Origin of the sequence: Limnohabitans sp. (assembly GCF_046052765.1) — a bacterium.
GTDB lineage: Bacteria > Pseudomonadota > Gammaproteobacteria > Burkholderiales > Burkholderiaceae_C > Limnohabitans.
Genome location: NZ_JAVLFQ010000053.1, coordinates 1 through 16,741 on the forward strand (window position 1 = coordinate 1; position 16,741 = coordinate 16,741).

At 53.1% G+C, this 16,741-nt stretch carries 14 protein-coding genes; all 14 read left to right on the forward strand.

All coding sequences use genetic code 11. The annotated features are described in order from the left end of the window. Window position 1 precedes the first annotated feature (1 nt). The 14 genes from rsmH (at window position 2) to ftsZ (ending at window position 16,735) form a co-directional block, all read left to right on the forward strand. Window positions 2-931, forward strand: coding sequence for a 16S rRNA (cytosine(1402)-N(4))-methyltransferase RsmH (gene rsmH, locus AC9UG7_RS06855; RefSeq protein ID WP_509585921.1), 930 nt, complete (start codon window positions 2-4; stop codon window positions 929-931). Next, on the forward strand, window positions 928-1,239 hold the full coding sequence (ftsL, locus tag AC9UG7_RS06860) for a cell division protein FtsL (protein WP_509585923.1): 312 nt from the start codon (window positions 928-930) through the stop codon (window positions 1,237-1,239). Before rsmH ends, ftsL begins: the two co-directional genes overlap by 4 nt. Beyond that, window positions 1,236-2,972, forward strand: a complete 1,737-nt coding sequence (locus tag AC9UG7_RS06865) for a peptidoglycan D,D-transpeptidase FtsI family protein (protein WP_509585925.1) — start codon at window positions 1,236-1,238, stop codon at window positions 2,970-2,972. The genes ftsL and AC9UG7_RS06865 overlap by 4 nt, the downstream gene beginning before the upstream one ends. Then, window positions 2,972-4,462 carry a UDP-N-acetylmuramoyl-L-alanyl-D-glutamate--2,6-diaminopimelate ligase gene (locus AC9UG7_RS06870; RefSeq protein ID WP_509585927.1) on the forward strand — a complete coding sequence of 497 codons (1,491 nt, stop codon included), beginning with the start codon at window positions 2,972-2,974 and terminating at the stop codon, window positions 4,460-4,462. The genes AC9UG7_RS06865 and AC9UG7_RS06870 overlap by 1 nt, the downstream gene beginning before the upstream one ends. After that, the gene (locus AC9UG7_RS06875; RefSeq protein WP_509585929.1) at window positions 4,459-5,871 is read left to right on the forward strand and encodes a UDP-N-acetylmuramoyl-tripeptide--D-alanyl-D-alanine ligase; all 1,413 of its coding nucleotides are present in this window, start codon (window positions 4,459-4,461) and stop codon (window positions 5,869-5,871) included. The genes AC9UG7_RS06870 and AC9UG7_RS06875 overlap by 4 nt, the downstream gene beginning before the upstream one ends. Then, window positions 5,862-7,040, forward strand: coding sequence for a phospho-N-acetylmuramoyl-pentapeptide-transferase (gene mraY / locus AC9UG7_RS06880; RefSeq protein WP_509585931.1), 1,179 nt, complete (start codon window positions 5,862-5,864; stop codon window positions 7,038-7,040). Before AC9UG7_RS06875 ends, mraY begins: the two co-directional genes overlap by 10 nt. Before the next feature lie 2 nt (window positions 7,041-7,042). Then, on the forward strand, window positions 7,043-8,539 hold the full coding sequence (gene murD, locus AC9UG7_RS06885) for a UDP-N-acetylmuramoyl-L-alanine--D-glutamate ligase (protein ID WP_509585933.1): 1,497 nt from the start codon (window positions 7,043-7,045) through the stop codon (window positions 8,537-8,539). Window positions 8,540-8,553: 14 nt separating this feature from the next. Next, window positions 8,554-9,801, forward strand: coding sequence for a putative lipid II flippase FtsW (ftsW, locus tag AC9UG7_RS06890; protein WP_509586070.1), 1,248 nt, complete (start codon window positions 8,554-8,556; stop codon window positions 9,799-9,801). Continuing rightward, window positions 9,798-10,865 carry an undecaprenyldiphospho-muramoylpentapeptide beta-N-acetylglucosaminyltransferase gene (murG, locus tag AC9UG7_RS06895; protein WP_509585935.1) on the forward strand — a complete coding sequence of 356 codons (1,068 nt, stop codon included), beginning with the start codon at window positions 9,798-9,800 and terminating at the stop codon, window positions 10,863-10,865. The genes ftsW and murG overlap by 4 nt, the downstream gene beginning before the upstream one ends. Then, window positions 10,862-12,295 carry a UDP-N-acetylmuramate--L-alanine ligase gene (murC, locus tag AC9UG7_RS06900; protein WP_509585937.1) on the forward strand — a complete coding sequence of 478 codons (1,434 nt, stop codon included), beginning with the start codon at window positions 10,862-10,864 and terminating at the stop codon, window positions 12,293-12,295. The genes murG and murC overlap by 4 nt, the downstream gene beginning before the upstream one ends. Next, window positions 12,292-13,266: a D-alanine--D-alanine ligase gene (locus tag AC9UG7_RS06905; protein WP_509585939.1), complete on the forward strand. Its 975-nt coding sequence runs from the start codon at window positions 12,292-12,294 to the stop codon at window positions 13,264-13,266. Before murC ends, AC9UG7_RS06905 begins: the two co-directional genes overlap by 4 nt. Continuing rightward, window positions 13,254-14,075 carry a cell division protein FtsQ/DivIB gene (locus tag AC9UG7_RS06910; protein WP_509585941.1) on the forward strand — a complete coding sequence of 274 codons (822 nt, stop codon included), beginning with the start codon at window positions 13,254-13,256 and terminating at the stop codon, window positions 14,073-14,075. Before AC9UG7_RS06905 ends, AC9UG7_RS06910 begins: the two co-directional genes overlap by 13 nt. Window positions 14,076-14,091: 16 nt before the next feature. Continuing rightward, a complete protein-coding gene (gene ftsA / locus AC9UG7_RS06915) occupies window positions 14,092-15,321 on the forward strand; it encodes a cell division protein FtsA (RefSeq protein WP_509585943.1) in 1,230 nt (409 codons plus the stop codon). A 166-nt stretch (window positions 15,322-15,487) separates the two neighbouring features. After that, a complete protein-coding gene (gene ftsZ / locus AC9UG7_RS06920; RefSeq protein ID WP_509585945.1) occupies window positions 15,488-16,735 on the forward strand; it encodes a cell division protein FtsZ in 1,248 nt (415 codons plus the stop codon). Window positions 16,736-16,741 lie beyond the last annotated feature (6 nt).

The window sequence follows — 16,741 nt, forward strand, 5'->3', positions numbered from 1 at the left end:
AATGGCAACAACTGAATGGGCACACACCACCGTCATGTTGAAGGAGGCGGTCGAGGCGCTGGACGTCCAGGCCGAAGCCACTTATGTCGACACAACCTTTGGCCGAGGCGGGCATGCAAAGCGCATCTTGGACAGTCTGTCACCCAAAGGAAAATTGATTGCCTTCGACAAGGATCCACAGGCAGTACAGAGTGCACAAGCGCTCAACGATCCGAGATTACACATACTTCACCAAGGGTTTGCGAACCTGGGCCAATTGCCCCACCGAAGCGTCAAAGGCGTGTTGATGGATCTGGGCGTGAGCTCGCCACAAATCGACAACCCGCAACGCGGGTTCTCATTTCGCAACGACGGCCCCCTGGACATGCGGATGGACAGCAGCCGAGGCCAAAGCGTGCACGAGTGGCTGGCAGAAGCAAAAACCGAACAAATCGCACAGGTGATTCGTGAACTGGGCGAAGAGCGATTTGCCAATGGCATTGCCAAGGCCATCACTGCCAAGCGTGATGCAGGGCAATTGCCTGTCACCACTTTGGCCATGGCTGCGCTGGTTGCTGAAGTGGTTAAAACCCGCGAGCCCGGTCAGAACCCAGCAACCCGCACCTTTCAGGCGTTTCGTATTTTTATCAATGGTGAACTCAACGAACTGCAACAAGCGCTTGATGCAAGTTTGCATGTGCTCGAACCCGGGGGGCGGCTCGTGGTGATCAGTTTCCATTCGCTTGAGGACCGCATCGTCAAACAATTCATCGCCAAACATTCGCGTGAGGTGTATGACCGGCGCACACCTTTTGCTGTAGCTCCTGACTTGGCGTTGCGTGCGTTGGGAAGGCAACGTCCGTCCGACGAAGAAGTCAAAGCCAACCCGCGCAGTCGCAGCGCCATCATGCGCGTGGCAGAGCGTTTGCCCAGCGCACAGGAGTTCGCATGACCAGGGTAGCTGCTGTGCTGTTGATGGCTGTCTTGTTCAGTGCACTGTATCTGGTGCGTACGCAGTACGAATCGCGTCGCTTGTACACAGAGTTGGACCGAGCCAAAGCACAGGCGCAGCGTTTGGAAAATGAATACGACAGACTTGATATTGAAAGAGGCTCGCAAGCCACACCGTTGCGTGTTGAAAAAATCGCGCATGAACAATTGAATATGCGAACCATTTCGCCTGCGATCACCCAATACGCCGCGCCTGAGACCACTTCTGTAGAGAGTGCAGCAGCCAGCGCTCAAAAGGAGCAGCAGTGAGCAGTCGCAGCGTTCAATACTCCACCAACCCCTTGCTGGCGAGCAAGACGCCGATTTGGCGCAGTCAATTTATCGTGGCATGTATTGCATTGGGTTTCATCGGGCTGGTGGTTCGTGCGGTGTACGTGCAAGTGGTGGGCAATGCGTTTTTTATCAAACAAGGCACGGTTCGCTTTGAGAGGCAGCTTGATATTCCCGCCAACCGAGGCCGCATTCTGGACCGCAATGGATTGATTCTGGCTTCTAGTGTGCCCATGCCCAGCATCTGGGCGAGCCCAGAGGAAATGGATGTAGATACGCAGCAACTCAAAGAATTGGCCGTGTTGCTGGACATGCCATTGAACGAATTGCAGAAAAAGGTCAGCGATACGAAACGTAAACACGTCTGGTTGCGTCGGCAACTTGATGACGCCACAGGTAAAAAAATCAAAGAACTCGGTATCCATGGCATCTACACCACCATGGAATACAAGCGTATGTATCCGCAAGGTGAAGCAGCAGCGCATGTGGTCGGATTTACCAACGTGGAAAACATCGGACAAGAAGGCGTTGAACTGACATTCAATACCCATCTGGGCGGCAAAAACGGTACGCGACGGGTGATTAAAAACGGACAAGGCCAGGTCGTCGAAGGCATAGGAGATTTGGTGCCCCCTGAAGAGGGCAAAGACTTGCAACTCAGCATAGACAGCAAGGTGCAGTACTTTGCATATCAGCGATTGCGCGAAGCAGTGTTGCTCAACAAAGCCGCGGCAGGCAGTGTGGTGGTGTTGGATGCACAAACCGGGGATGTGTTGGCGTTGGCAAATTACCCCAGCTATAACCCTGACCGACGCAGCAACCTCACCGGGGCGCAACTACGCAACAGAGCATTGACAGATACCTTTGAGCCGGGTTCTACGATGAAACCCTTGATCATTGGACTGGCCATGGAAAAGGGCTTGGTCAAACCCGAAACTTTGATTGACACAGCACCGGGCAAAGTCAATATGTATGGCATGACCATCACCGATGCACACCCGCATGGCACTTTGAGCGTGTCGGAAGTGATTCAAAAGTCGAGCAATATTGGCACAGTCAAGATCGCCATGAAAATGCCGCCCAAAGACATGTGGGATATGTATACCCAAGTAGGCTTCGGGCAAAAACCACAGGTTCCTTTTCCTGGTGCTGTTGCCGGACGCTTGCGACCTTATAAAAGTTGGCGTCCCATGGAACAAGCAACTATGAGTTACGGCTACGGTTTATCCACCAGTTTGTTTCAGCTGGCGCAGGCCTACACCATGTTCGCCAGAGACGGCGAAATGGTTCCCACCAGTTTGATCAAGCACCAAGACAAACTCGTCGGTGTGCGTGTGATTTCCGCTCAACATGCCAGCCAGGTTCGCGATATGTTGCACTTGGTGACTGGCGCTGGCGGCACCGCGCCCAAAGCGCAAACCATGGGGTATTCAGTCGGCGGCAAAACAGGAACCGCCCACAAACTCGAAGGCAAAAACTACGCAGAAAAAAAATACCGTGGATTTTTTGTCGGTATGGCGCCGATTGAAAAACCACGCATTGTGGTGGCTGTGATGATTGACGAACCCAGCAATGGACATTACTTTGGTGGCGAAGTGGCCGCGCCTGTGTTCAGTCAGACAGTACAACAAACTTTACGCATGCTGGAAGTTCAGCCTGATATGGCGGTCAAGCCTCAGGTCGTGGCCAAAGCGGAAGCGGAGTCGTTTTGATGCAGCATATTCACAGTCCCGAGCAAGCAGCCCACTGGCTGCGTTCGCGTGTGATGGCGCAATTGCAATCTGACAGCCGTCGTGTGCGCACCGGTGACGCGTTTTTTGCCTGGGCGGGCCAGCAGACGGATGCCCGTCAACATGTGGTGCAAGCTTTGCAACAAGGCGCCACCGCTTGTCTGGTCGAGGCCGATGGACTGGAAGCTTTTGAAGCGTTGAACGATTTGGCCTTGCATGATGCGCCGATTGGCAGTTATTTGGGATTGAAAGCGGCCAGCGGTGCAATTGCAGATGCCTATTACGAGCATCCCAGCCAACAATTGAGTTTGACCGCTGTGACTGGCACCAATGGAAAAACCTCAACCGCGTGGTGGCTGGCGCAAGCACTCAGTCGATCAGGGCAACGTTGCACCGTGGTGGGCACCTTGGGTATGGGTGATCCGACTGCATTGCACAGCACAGGTTTAACCACACCGGACCCCTTGCTGTTGCAAACGCAGTTTCGACGTTGGGTCAACGATGGGGTTCAGGCCTGCGCGATGGAGGCTTCGTCCATAGGTTTGATGGAGCACCGTTTATCCGGTTGCCATATTCGTACCGCCATCTTTACCAATTTCACTCAGGACCATCTGGATTACCACGGCAGCATGGAGGCTTATTGGCAAGCCAAGCAAAGTCTGTTTCAGTGGCCTGGGTTGCAAGTCGCAGTGGTCAACATCGATGATGAAAAAGGCCGCGAACTCACCAGGCTTTTGAAAGACAGCCAGACACGTGTATGGACTGTTTCCATGCAGGCAACCGCTGACATTCAAGCCAGTGATGTTCAGACCCATGCGCAAGGCATGGAATTTCTGGTCAATCATGGCCCAGACAGCGTGAAAATGGTGACCCGAACGCTGGGCGAATTCAATGTGATGAATTTACTGGGCGTGATTGCTGTGCTGTGCGATGCAGGGCACAGTTTGCAACAAGCAGTGGATGCATGCCGCAACTTAGAACCCGTGCCTGGACGTATGCAGACATTTGGAACAGCAGACACACCGGCGGTGGTGGTTGACTATGCGCACACCCCAGATGCAGTGACCAAATCGTTGCAGGCATTGCGCTCATGGGCACATTCCAGAGGCGGTCGTTTGCATTGTGTATTGGGTTGCGGTGGTGACCGCGACAGCAGCAAACGTGCACCGATGGCGCGTTCTGCAGAAAACTATGCGGACGTGGTGTGCCTGACCAGCGACAACCCGCGCCACGAAGACCCTCAAAACATAGTGAATCAAATGTTGATGGGCATGCAATATCCGGATAAAGCCAGCGTACAACTGGACCGCTCCCATGCCATAGCCGACTGTATTGCGCACGCAAACTTGCAAGATGTGGTGCTTGTCGCGGGCAAGGGCCATGAAACTTACCAAGAAGTCAAGGGACACAAACTGCCGTTTTCGGATGCCGACCATGTGCTGTTGGCTTTGCAACGATGGGGGCAGCCATGAGTCAGATGAATGTGAGCTTGCAGCAAATCCATCAGTGGTTGCCAGGCAGTCGCTTGGTGGGCGATGGCAATCAGCTCATCCACAGAGTGCATACAGACAGTCGCAGCGTGCAAGCAGGCGATGTGTTTATTGCATTGCAGGGTGAACGGTTTGATGCGCATGATTTTTTGGCGCAGTTGCCAGCACTCGGCGTGCATGTCGCCATTGCCACTCGCGGTTTGGCAAATGCAGGTTTGTCAGGACTGGAGGTTGACGATAGCTTGAAGGCCTTGCAAACCTTGGCACACGCATGGCGTGCGCAATTTGACCTGCCGTTGATCGCGGTCACCGGAAGCAATGGCAAAACCACAGTGACACAAATGCTGTCGTGCATATTGCATGCTTGGCAGGGTGAAAATGCTTTGGCCACCCAAGGCAATTTCAATAACCACATCGGTGTACCTTTGACATTGCTGCGTTTGCGAGCGCATCACCGTGTTGCTGTGCTTGAGTTAGGTATGAATCATCCAGGAGAAATTGCACAGTTGGCAGCTTGTGCCGCGCCAACGGTTGCACTGGTGAATAACGCCCAACGTGAGCATCAGGAGTTCATGCACAGCGTGCAAGCCGTGGCGCAAGAAAATGGAGCCGTCATCACTGCACTGCCAGCCACAGGTGTGGCTGTATTTCCAGTTTCAGATGGGTACCAAGCGCTGTGGCGTGATTACGCAGCCACGCGTCACATCATAGATTTTGCTGGGCAGCATGCACAGGTTCATCTGTTGCAAGCGCAATGGTCGCAGACGCATTGGCAACTCAGCATAGCAACACCTGCAGGCACGTTAAACGCGTCATTGCGTGTGCCAGGTTCACACAATATCCACAATGCAATGGCTGCGGTGGCAGCGTCCTTGGCGGTCGGCGTGCCCCTGGAGGCCATCGCTCAAGGATTAGCCGATTTCGAACCGGTGAATGGTCGCTCCAAGCTCAGTGTGTTGCAACTCCAGGGTAAAAACATTTCCTTGGTTGATGACAGCTATAACGCCAACCCTGACTCTGTGCACGCTGCCATTGATGTGTTGGCGCAGTCCCTGCCGCCGCGCTTGTTGGTATTGGGTGACATGGGCGAGGTGGGTACACAAGGTGAGACATTTCATCAAGAGGCGGGCAACTATGCACAACATCAACGCATAGAGCATGTGTTGACATTGGGCGAACTCAGCCAACACACCGCCAAAGCATGCGCTGGTGCATGGCATTGCCACAGCATGGATGAACTCCAACAACGTGTGGATGCATTGCTACCTTTTGTCTCTACCGTGCTGGTCAAGGGATCTCGCTTCATGCGCATGGAGCGTGTGGTGCAGGCGTTGCAAGCCAAGCATATATCGGCAGTTGAACAACCGCACAAGGAGGCTTCATGCTGTTGACACTTGCCCAATGGTTGCAAGCCAATTCACCAGAGTATGGTTATTTGCGGGTGTTTCAATACCTGACGTTTCGTGCGGTGATGGCGGCATTGACCGCATTGATGATCGGTTTGATTGCAGGCCCTGTAGTGATTCGAACCTTGAGCGCATTAAAAATAGGGCAACCGATTCGTGGCTACGGCGTCGAGGCGCATTTGAGTAAATCGGGTACGCCCACCATGGGCGGCGTATTGATTTTGCTATCGATTGCATTCTCCACTTTGATGTGGGTCGATTTATCCAATCGCTTTGTCTGGATTGTGCTGGCTGTCACCTTGGGCTTTGGTGCGATTGGGTGGGTAGATGATTGGCGCAAGGTCGTCAACAAAGACCCAGAGGGCATGCGTTCACGAGAAAAATACTTGTGGCAATCGCTGATCGGATTGTTAGCGGCACTCTATCTGGTGTTCAGTATTTCTGAGGTGAGCAATTTACGGGTGCTCGAACTGTTTTACAGCTGGGTACGCTCGGGCTTTGATGTGAATCTGCCGCCTAAGGCTGGCTTGCTATTGCCTTTCTTTAAAGAAATCAGTTACCCGCTGGGCGTGTTGGGGTTTGTCATCCTTACCTATTTGGTGATTGTTGGCTCAAGCAATGCAGTCAACTTGACAGATGGTCTTGACGGGTTGGCCATCATGCCGGTGGTCATGGTCGGCTCTGCATTGGGCGTGTTTGCGTATGTGGCGGGCAGCGCCGTGTATTCCAAATATTTGTTTTTCCCGCATATACCGGGCGCAGGTGAGTTACTGGTATTTTGCGCGGCCATGGCCGGTGCCGGGTTGGCATTTTTGTGGTTTAACACGCATCCCGCGCAGGTGTTCATGGGCGACGTCGGCGCTCTGGGCCTGGGCGCAGCGCTGGGCACGATCGCAGTGATTGTGCGTCAGGAAATCGTGTTGGCCATCATGGGTGGCATTTTTGTGGCGGAAGCTTTGTCGGTGATGTTGCAAGTGGGTTACTTCAAATACACCAAACGCAAATACGGTGAAGGCCGGCGTATGTTGAAGATGGCGCCCTTGCATCACCATTTTGAAAAATCCGGCTGGAAAGAAACACAAGTAGTGGTGCGTTTTTGGATCATCACCATGTTGCTTTGCCTCATTGGTTTGTCTACCTTGAAGTTGCGCTGACCATGAAGTTACTGCAAGACCAACACATTCTTATCCTCGGTCTGGGGGACTCTGGTCTGTCTATGCTGCGTTGGTGTTTGCTGCAGGGTGCACGTGTGACTGTGGTCGATTCGCGCGAGCAACCGCCTGGCTTGCCATCGTTAAAAGAAGAAAAATCAGGTGTGGAGTTTGTGCATTCTCCATTTACTGCCTCACTGCTGGAAGCTAATGACATACGCGCCGTTTTCAAGAGTCCAGGATTGACACCGACAGAGGTTGCGGCTGTGTGGCAGGCTGCACAAGCCAAAGGATTGTGGTGTGGCACAGAGCTCAGCTTATTTGCCCATGCACTAGAGCATTTAAAAAACAGCGAGCAAGCGTACCAACCCAAGGTGTTAGCTATCACAGGCACCAATGGCAAAACCACTGTCACCCGACTCACTGGATTGTTGATGCAGCGTGCTGGCAAGACAGTCGCAGTGGCTGGCAATATTGGCCCTGCGCTGCTCGACACATTGACTCAACACTTGCAGGCATTACCTGAGGTGTGGGTGTTGGAGTTATCCAGTTTTCAACTCGATGGCGTTGACAATTTTGAACCGACTGCGGCATGCGTGCTCAACCTCACGCAAGACCACCTGGACTGGCATGGTGACATGCTTGCATATGGCAAAGCCAAGGCGAACATATTCGGTCAACATGCGGTAGGTGTATTGCCACGTAACGATGCAGCGGTCTTGGCCATGTGGCCAGCGGACAGAGGTCGAAAAAAAGAAGTGCCGCGTGCGCGCATTCACTTTGGTGCAGATAAGCCGCAACACCCCGGCGATTGGGGTTTGTCCACTGAGAACGGCATGACTTGGCTAGTCCGCGCCATGCCTTCTGAAGATACAGGCGGCAAGCGTGGTCGCGCCGTGGACGAAGAATTGCAGATTCAACGTTTGATGCCTGCAGATGCTTTACGCATTCGTGGTCAGCATAATGCTTTGAATGCATTGGCAGCCTTGGCTTTGGCCGGCACCTGCAGTACCCACTTGGCGCAGATGCTGCACGGCTTGCGCGAATACAGTGGCGAAGCACACCGCTTGACTTCAGTTGCCGTGATCCAAGATATCGAGTACTTTGACGACAGCAAGGGCACCAATGTCGGTGCCACAGTGGCGGCGATCAATAGCCTTGGGGCAGAGCGCAAACTGGTGGTGATATTAGGTGGTGATGGCAAAGGACAAGACTTCAGTCCCTTAGGAGATCCCCTTAAGCGCCATGCACGCGCGGTGGTACTGATCGGTCGTGATGCGCCCTTGCTGCAAGAAGCGCTAAAGGCTTATGGCGTTGACTGCTCACATGCCAAGGATATGGCGCAAGCTGTGGAGATCGCTGCGCAACATGCCCAAACGGGTGATGCGGTTTTACTGTCACCTGCGTGTGCAAGTTTGGATATGTACCTGAACTATGTCGCCAGAGCAGAGGCTTTTGTGCTGGCTGTGCAAGACATCGCTATGTTGGAGGGTCAGCCATGAGCGAAAGCATCAGTATGTCTGACCGCATCGGCCGATGGTTTGGCAATCCACCTAAGGAGGGCATGGATGCACTGCCAGTGCGCGTACATGGCCGTGAGTTTGCCCGCACTGGGGCTGCGCCAGGCAGCATCAAAGGATTTGATCAGCCACTGGTATGGGCTATCGCCGGCTTGCTGATGTGGGGCATGGTGATGGTGTATTCGGCATCGATTGCTTTGAATGATGGAGCGCAATCCAGCAATCTCTGGCAGACACAGTTTCTGGTTAGACACTGCTTGTCGTTGTTGATCGGTTTTGTTGCAGCCTTGTTGGTATTTCAAATCCCCATGGACACTTGGGAAAAAGTAGCGCCATGGGTTTTCATTGCATCTATCGTTTTACTGATAGCTGTGGTGCTGCCATTCATTGGCAAGAGTGTCAACGGAGCAAGACGTTGGATCAGTTTAGGCATCATGAATTTTCAACCGTCTGAATTGGCCAAGTTGGGCACGCTGTTGTATGCCGCCAATTACATGGTGCGCAAAATGGATGTGAAAGAAAAGTTTTTTGCAGCTGTGACACCGATGGCGGTGGCGATTGCCATCGTCGGATCATTGCTGTTGGCCGAGCCTGACATGGGCGCGTTTCTGGTGATTGCAGTCATTGCCATGGGAATTTTGTTTTTAGGCGGCGTCAATGCGCGCATGTTTTTGTTGATCAGCAGCATATTGGTCGTGGCATTCGGTTTGATGATTGCATTGTCCCCGTGGCGGCGTGAGCGTATTTTTGCTTACCTCGATCCATTCGGCGCTGACTACGCTTTAGGCAAAGGTTACCAACTGTCTCATTCTCTGATTGCTATCGGACGCGGCGAAATATTTGGTGTTGGCTTGGGTGGCAGCGTGGAAAAACTGCATTGGTTGCCAGAGGCGCATACCGACTTTTTACTCGCAGTGCTAGGGGAAGAATTTGGACTGGTAGGTGTGGTCATAGTCATCGGGGTGTTCATGTGGTTGACACGCCGCATCATGTTTATCGGGCGACAAGCGATTGCCATGGACCGGGTTTTTGCAGGCTTGGTGGCGCAAGGCGTGGGTGTGTGGATCGGTTTTCAGGCGTTCATCAACATGGGCGTCAATCTAGGTGCACTACCCACCAAAGGATTGACACTGCCATTGATGAGTTATGGCGGCTCTGCCATTTTGCTCAACCTGATAGCCTTGGCCATCGTGTTGCGTGTGGATTATGAAAACCGGTTGTTGATGCACGGAGGTCGCGTATGAATATGCGCACGGCCTTGGTCATGGCAGGAGGCACAGGCGGACATATTTTCCCAGGACTGGCGGTGGCAGAGCTGTTGCGTAGCAGGGGTTGGCGTGTGCATTGGTTAGGCGCACCAGCCCCAAGCATGGAGAGTGAATTGGTGCCGCCGCATGGTTTTGTCTTTGAGTCGGTTCGCTTTGGGGGCTTGCGCGGAAAGGGATGGCTGACAGTTGCTTTGCTACCCATGCGTTTATTGCGGGCGTTCTGGCAAAGTCTGCAGGTCATGCGCCGAATAAAGCCAGATGTTGTGATTGGCTTGGGTGGCTATATCAGTTTTCCCGGCGGCATGATGGGTGTGTTGAGCGGCAAGCCCTTGGTATTGCATGAGCAAAATTCTGTCGCTGGACTGGCCAACAAGGTGCTCGCTCACATCGCTGACAAAGTGTTGTCCACCTTCCCAGATGTATTGCCTAAAGCCCAATGGGTGGGTAACCCGATGCGAGCAGCGTTCATGCAGCAACCCACCCCGGCAGAACGATTTGTCAACCGCAGTGGCGTATTGCGGGTTCTGGTGGTGGGCGGCAGCTTGGGTGCACAGGTACTCAACAGCATCGTGCCACAAGCACTGGCTTTGATACCGCCAGACCAACGTCCGCAGGTGATTCATCAAGGGGGTACAAAGCATATCAGTCAATTGCAAAACAACTATTCGCAAGCGGGTGTGCAAGCAGAGTTGCTGCCGTTCATTGAAAACACCGCGACTGCATTTGCTGATGCCGATTTGGTGATTTGCCGCGCCGGCGCCAGTACCGTGAGTGAAATCGCAGCCGTCGGGGTGGCCGCCTTGTTTGTGCCATTCCCGCTGGCAGTGGATGACCATCAGACATTGAATGCGCAATTTCTTGTCAATCAAGACGCCGCTTGGTTGATGCCGCAAGCCACTCTGACTGCAGTGGGCTTGGCCGATTTCTTGCAAAACATCTCCCGTGCGCAATTGCTTCAAGTCGCCGAAAAAGCGCATGGCTTGCGTAAAACCCATGCTGCAATTGAAGTGGTTCAGGCATGTGAAGAGGTGTGTGTATGAAACACGCCATCAGTCATGTGCATTTTGTCGGCATTGGCGGTGCTGGTATGAGCGGTATCGCAGAAATACTGCATAACCTTGGCTACACCGTTTCCGGTTCAGATATTTCAGACAGTCCGGTCTTGCGTCGTTTACAAGCCATGGGTATCCGTACCCGCGTAGGCCATGCGGCAGGGCATATTGAAGGTGCGGGCGCCGTGGTGACGTCAACCGCCGTGCAAGCCGATAACCCAGAAGTGATCGCAGCACACAACAAACTCATACCTGTGGTTCCCCGCGCAGTCATGCTGGCCGAGTTGATGCGGTTAAAGCAAGGCATAGCCATTGCGGGTACGCACGGAAAAACCACGACCACCAGTTTGGTGGCCAGTGTGTTGGCGCAAGCTGGCATGGACCCGACCTTCGTGATTGGCGGCAGACTCATCAGCGCAGGCGCCAACGCCAAATTAGGCTCGGGTGAATACATCGTGGTTGAAGCCGATGAGTCGGATGCGTCATTTTTGAATCTGAATCCCATCATGTCGGTGGTGACCAATATTGACGCGGATCACATGGAGACATATGGCCATGACTTTGCCAAACTCAAACAAGCGTTCATAGAATTTTTACATCGCATGCCTTTTTATGGTGCAGCGGTATTGTGTGCAGATGACCCAGTTCTTCACAGCATATTTCCCCAAGTATCCAGACCGATCACCAGTTATGGTTTGTCTGCGGATGCGCAAGTCAGAGCGCATGATGTCAAAGCGGTGGGTTCACGCATGCAATTTCGGGTGTCTCGCAGCAACGGCATCACCTTGCCAGACTTACACATCAATCTGAATTTACCGGGCTTGCATAATGTGCGCAATGCATTGGCCGCTGTGTCTATTGCGGTTGAGTTGAATATTCCAGATACCGCTGTGGTGCAAGCACTGGCTGAATTCAAAGGTGTAGGCAGACGCTTTCAGCACCATGGCTCGGTTGCTTGCAAAAATGGCGGACATTACACATTGATTGAAGACTATGGACACCACCCGGTCGAGTTGGCAGCCACCATAGATGCAGCCCGCGGCGCTTTCCCTGGCCGTAGATTGGTGCTGGCATTTCAACCGCACCGCTACACCCGAACGCGCGACTGCTTTGAAGATTTTGTACGGGTGTTGCAACTCGCCGATGTGGTCTGGTTGACAGAGGTGTATGCCGCCGGTGAAACACCTATCGCTGCAGCAGACGGCCGTGCATTAGCGCATGCATTGCGTGTGGCCGGACAACAGGAATTGGTGTTTGCGCAAGACCTCGTGCAATTGGAAGAACTCGTGCGTCTACAAGCACAGGACGGCGATGTGCTGATGTGTATGGGTGCAGGCTCTATTGGTCAGTTGCCTGCGAAATTACTGGCGCAGGCAGGCGGTACTGACAAGACTGTGCTGAAGGTTGTGAAGTCATGACAACATTTGACAAACAAAGCGCCAAAGTGGCAGTGCTCATGGGCGGATCTTCTGCTGAAAGAGAAGTCTCTTTGATGTCTGGTCAAGGCGTGCTTGAGGCTTTGCAATCGCATGGCGTGAATGCGCATGGGTTTGATCCGGCGCATCAGCCTTTGCTGCAGTTGCGTGAACTGGGTTTCAGCCATGCATTCATTGCATTGCATGGTCGACACGGGGAAGACGGCACAGTGCAAGGCGCGTTGGAATTGATGGGTATTGCATACACAGGCTCTGGCGTGATGTCGTCTGCGATTGCAATGGATAAACACATGACCAAGCGCATTTGGATGGCAGAGGGTTTATCAACTCCCGAGTCCCTATGGTTGCCACCCTCTGAGCAAACACCGCAAGCATTGGCTGCGATTCCCGCCCAACTGGGCTTGCCGTTGATAGTCAAGCCTCCTCACGAGGGCTCCTCCATTGGAGTGACTAAAGTGTCACATGCCCATCAGTTAGATGCGGCAGTAACGGTTGCCACGGGTTTTGATCCGTACCTGTTTTGCGAAGCATTTATCCAAGGCGATGAAGTCACTTGTCCAGTGCTGGGTGAAGGCGATAACGCCGTGGCCTTGCCCGTGGTGCGCATTGCTGCGCCCGATGGTGCTTACGATTACCAGAACAAATATTTCACTGACGAAGTGAAATACCACTGTCCAAGTGGATTGCCAAGCAGTGAGGAAAAAAATATTCAGGCCCTGAGTCTGGCAGCCTACCGCGCATTGGGTTGTCGTGGTTGGGGTCGCGCCGATGTGATGATCCGCGCGAGTGATCGCAAAGCTTTTTTGTTAGAGATGAATACCAGTCCGGGCATGACCAGCCATTCTTTGGTGCCAATGTCAGCCAAAGCCGCAGGCATCAGTTACGCAGACTTGTGTTTGCGTTTATTGCAACAAGCTCGTTTGGATTCACCCTTGGGGGCATGGCAAGAATGAAAGCACGCGACGCCATCTATCAACGACAAATGATCAAGCAGGAAACTGCCTTGGACATCAGGTTGATGAACATCACCAGTTTGATGATGCTGGCGCTCAGCGCTTTGTTGGTATCAGCCATGGGTGTGATGTGGGCTGCGCGTCATTCTGCATTTGCTATCACCGGCATCAGTGTGCATGGCGACATAAGACATAACAACGAAGTGACATTGCGAGCCAATGTCGTGCCTCGTTTACAGGGCAGTTTTTTCACAACGGATCTGGCCAAAGCGCGAGAGGCATTTGAGAATGTGCCTTGGGTCAGGCAAGCTGTAGTCAGGCGAGAGTTTCCAAATCGTTTGAGGGTAGAAATCAACGAACATGAACCGGTGGCATATTGGGGATCTGAATCAGATTCACGTTTATTGAACAAGCAAGGTCAGGTATTCAGTGCCAACTTTGGTGAACTGGACAATGAAAACCTGCCCCATTTATCTGGACCTGACAACGAGTCTGAGCGCGTTTGGCATATGTTTGCCACCTTGGGCCCTCTGTTCAAAAAAATGCAATTGAACATCAACAGTTTGGAGTTGACCGGCAGAGGCAGTTGGCGTGCGCGTTTTCGCAATGGAGCGCAAATTGAACTCGGGCGTGGAAGTGAAGACGAAGTGATCGCGAGAGTAAACCGTCTCACACAAACATTGGCACAAGTCAGTCAGCGTTACGGTCGACAAACACAAGCATTGGAATCAGCGGATTTGCGTTACATGAACGGCTACGCACTGCGTTTACGTGGTGTCAGCACATTGGATTCAACAGCAACAAGGTAAGTAAAAAGAGGTTGTCATGGCTAAAGAATACAAAGACTTGGTAGTGGGCCTAGATATAGGAACCAGTAAGGTCATGGTAGTGGTGGCAGAGGTGTTACCTGGGGCAGAACTCAAACTCGCGGGATTTGGCATCGCACCCAGCAGCGGGCTCAAGCGTGGTGTGGTGGTCAATATTGACGCAACGGTTCAAAGCATACAAATGGCTTTGAAAGAAGCCGAGTTGATGGCCGACTGCAAGATCACGCGTGTGTATACCGGAATCACAGGCAGCCATATACGCGGCATGAACTCCCACGGTATGGTGGCGGTCAAAGACCGCGAAGTCACCGCTGCGGATGTGGCGCGTGTGGTGGAAACCGCCAAAGCAGTGAATATTTCCAATGACCAACGTTTGCTGCTGGTTGAGCCGCAGGAATTCATTATTGACGGTCAAGACGTCAAAGAACCCATAGGCATGAGCGGTATTCGCTTAGAGGCCAAAGTACATATCGTGACAGGTGCACAGAGCGCAGCTGAAAACATCATCAAATGTGTGCGCAGATGTGGCTTGGACGTCGAGCAACTCATGCTCAATCCCTTGGCATCAAGTTACTCGGTGTTGACGGCAGATGAAAAAGAACTCGGTGTGGCGTTGGTGGACATTGGTGCTGGCAGCACAGATATTGCCATCTTCACCGGGGGTGCCATTCGACATACCGCTGTCATTCCTATCGCAGGTGACTTAATCACCAGTGACATAGCCATGGCACTGCGAACGCCGACCAAGGACGCTGAGGAAATCAAAGTGGAGTCAGGGTATGCCAAACAGTTATTGGCCGACCCGAATATCCAAGTGGAAGTTCCTGGTCTGGGCGACCGTGGCCCGCGCATGCTCAGTCGCCAAGCATTGGCTGGCGTGATTGAACCTCGGGTGGAGGAAATCTATGCGCTTGTGCAACAAGTGCTGCGTGAATCTGGATTTGAAGAGGTATTGTCGTCAGGCATTGTGCTGACTGGCGGCAGCGCCATGATGCCCGGCATGATCGAGCTGGGCGAGGACATTTTTCTCAAAGCCGTGCGCAGAGGCGTGCCGCGCTACAGCAGTGCACTCTCTGACATGGTGTCGCACCCGCGTGCGGCAACAGTCATGGGCTTGCTGGAAGAAGCCCGCTTGGCCAGATTGCGCGGATTTCGTGTGGCGCAAAAAAATGGTTCAGTCAAGACGGCAATGGGACGCGTCAAAGACTGGTTGGTGGGGACCTTTTGAACATGAACAACAAACCCGTCACAGCCCACCAGCTTGATCCGCCCAAACGTTTGAAGAGCCGCCGATGGCGACCTTATCTCAGAGGAGCGCCACCCACTTGACACATACAAAATCATCCATAAGCAAAACATCAAGGCAACTGCACAAAACAATTCGGAGAAAAAAGATGAATATTGAAATGATAGAAAAAAGTGATTTCAACCCAGAGACCCAGATTCGCGTGATCGGTGTCGGTGGCGGCGGTGGTAACGCCGTCGAGCACATGATCAACAGTGGTGTGCGTGGTGTTGAATTTATTTGCGCCAACACCGATGCGCAAGCGTTGAAAGTCAGTTCAGCCAACCGTGTGATTCAGTTGGGTGACAACGGTTTGGGTGCAGGCAGCAAGCCTGAGCGCGGCCAGGCCGCAGCAGAGGCCGCGGTCGACAGCATTCGCGAAGCCTTACTGGGCGCCAATATGGTCTTCATCACTGCCGGCATGGGCGGCGGCACAGGCACTGGTGCTGCACCAGTAGTGGCGCGTCTGGCCCGTGAAATGGGCATATTGACAGTCGGCGTGGTGACCAAGCCATTCGACTGGGAAGGCGGCAGACGCATGAGCAACGCCGAAGCCGGATTGGCCGAATTGGAAGCGAATGTGGATTCTCTGATCGTGGTGTTGAATGAAAAATTGCAAGAGGTACTGGGTGACGATGTCACCCAAGACCAGGCTTTTTCGTTTGCCAATGATGTGTTGAAAAACTCTGTCGGCGGTATTGCAGAAATCATCAACGTGGAAGCGCTGGTCAATGTTGACTTTGAAGACGTCCGCACGGTGATGAGTGAGCAGGGCAAAGCCATGATGGGAACTGCCACGGCCAGTGGTCCGGACCGCGCCCGCATCGCTGCTGAACAAGCTGTGGCGTGTCCGCTGCTCGAAGGCGTGGATATGACGGGCGCCAAAGGTGTGTTGGTTTTGATCACTGCAGCCAAGGGTGCATTGAAATTGTCTGAATCAAAAGAAGCCATGAACACCATTCGGGCGTTTGCTTCCCCAGAAGCACATGTGATTTACGGCACAGCGTATGACGAAACTTTGAATGATCAAATCCGGGTCACAGTGGTTGCAACGGGTCTGGCCCAAGCAGGTCGTCGAATCGCACCACCATTGTCAGTGATTCGCACTGGTACAGACAACGCCGTGTATGCCAATCCTGCAGACGCGATGCCAGTGCAAATGACACCCGTATCTAGCGCCAGTGCTGACAACACACAACGACCCGTTGGCTTGACCCATGGATCGGACGTCAATGTCAATGTGCCCAGTGTGTGGCGTACCAACCGAACGCAAGCTGCCGCAAAAGTTGACGCATTGTCTTCAGGGGGTATGGACAATTACGAGATCCCTGCGTTCTTGCGCAAGCAGGCTGATTAAAATGCA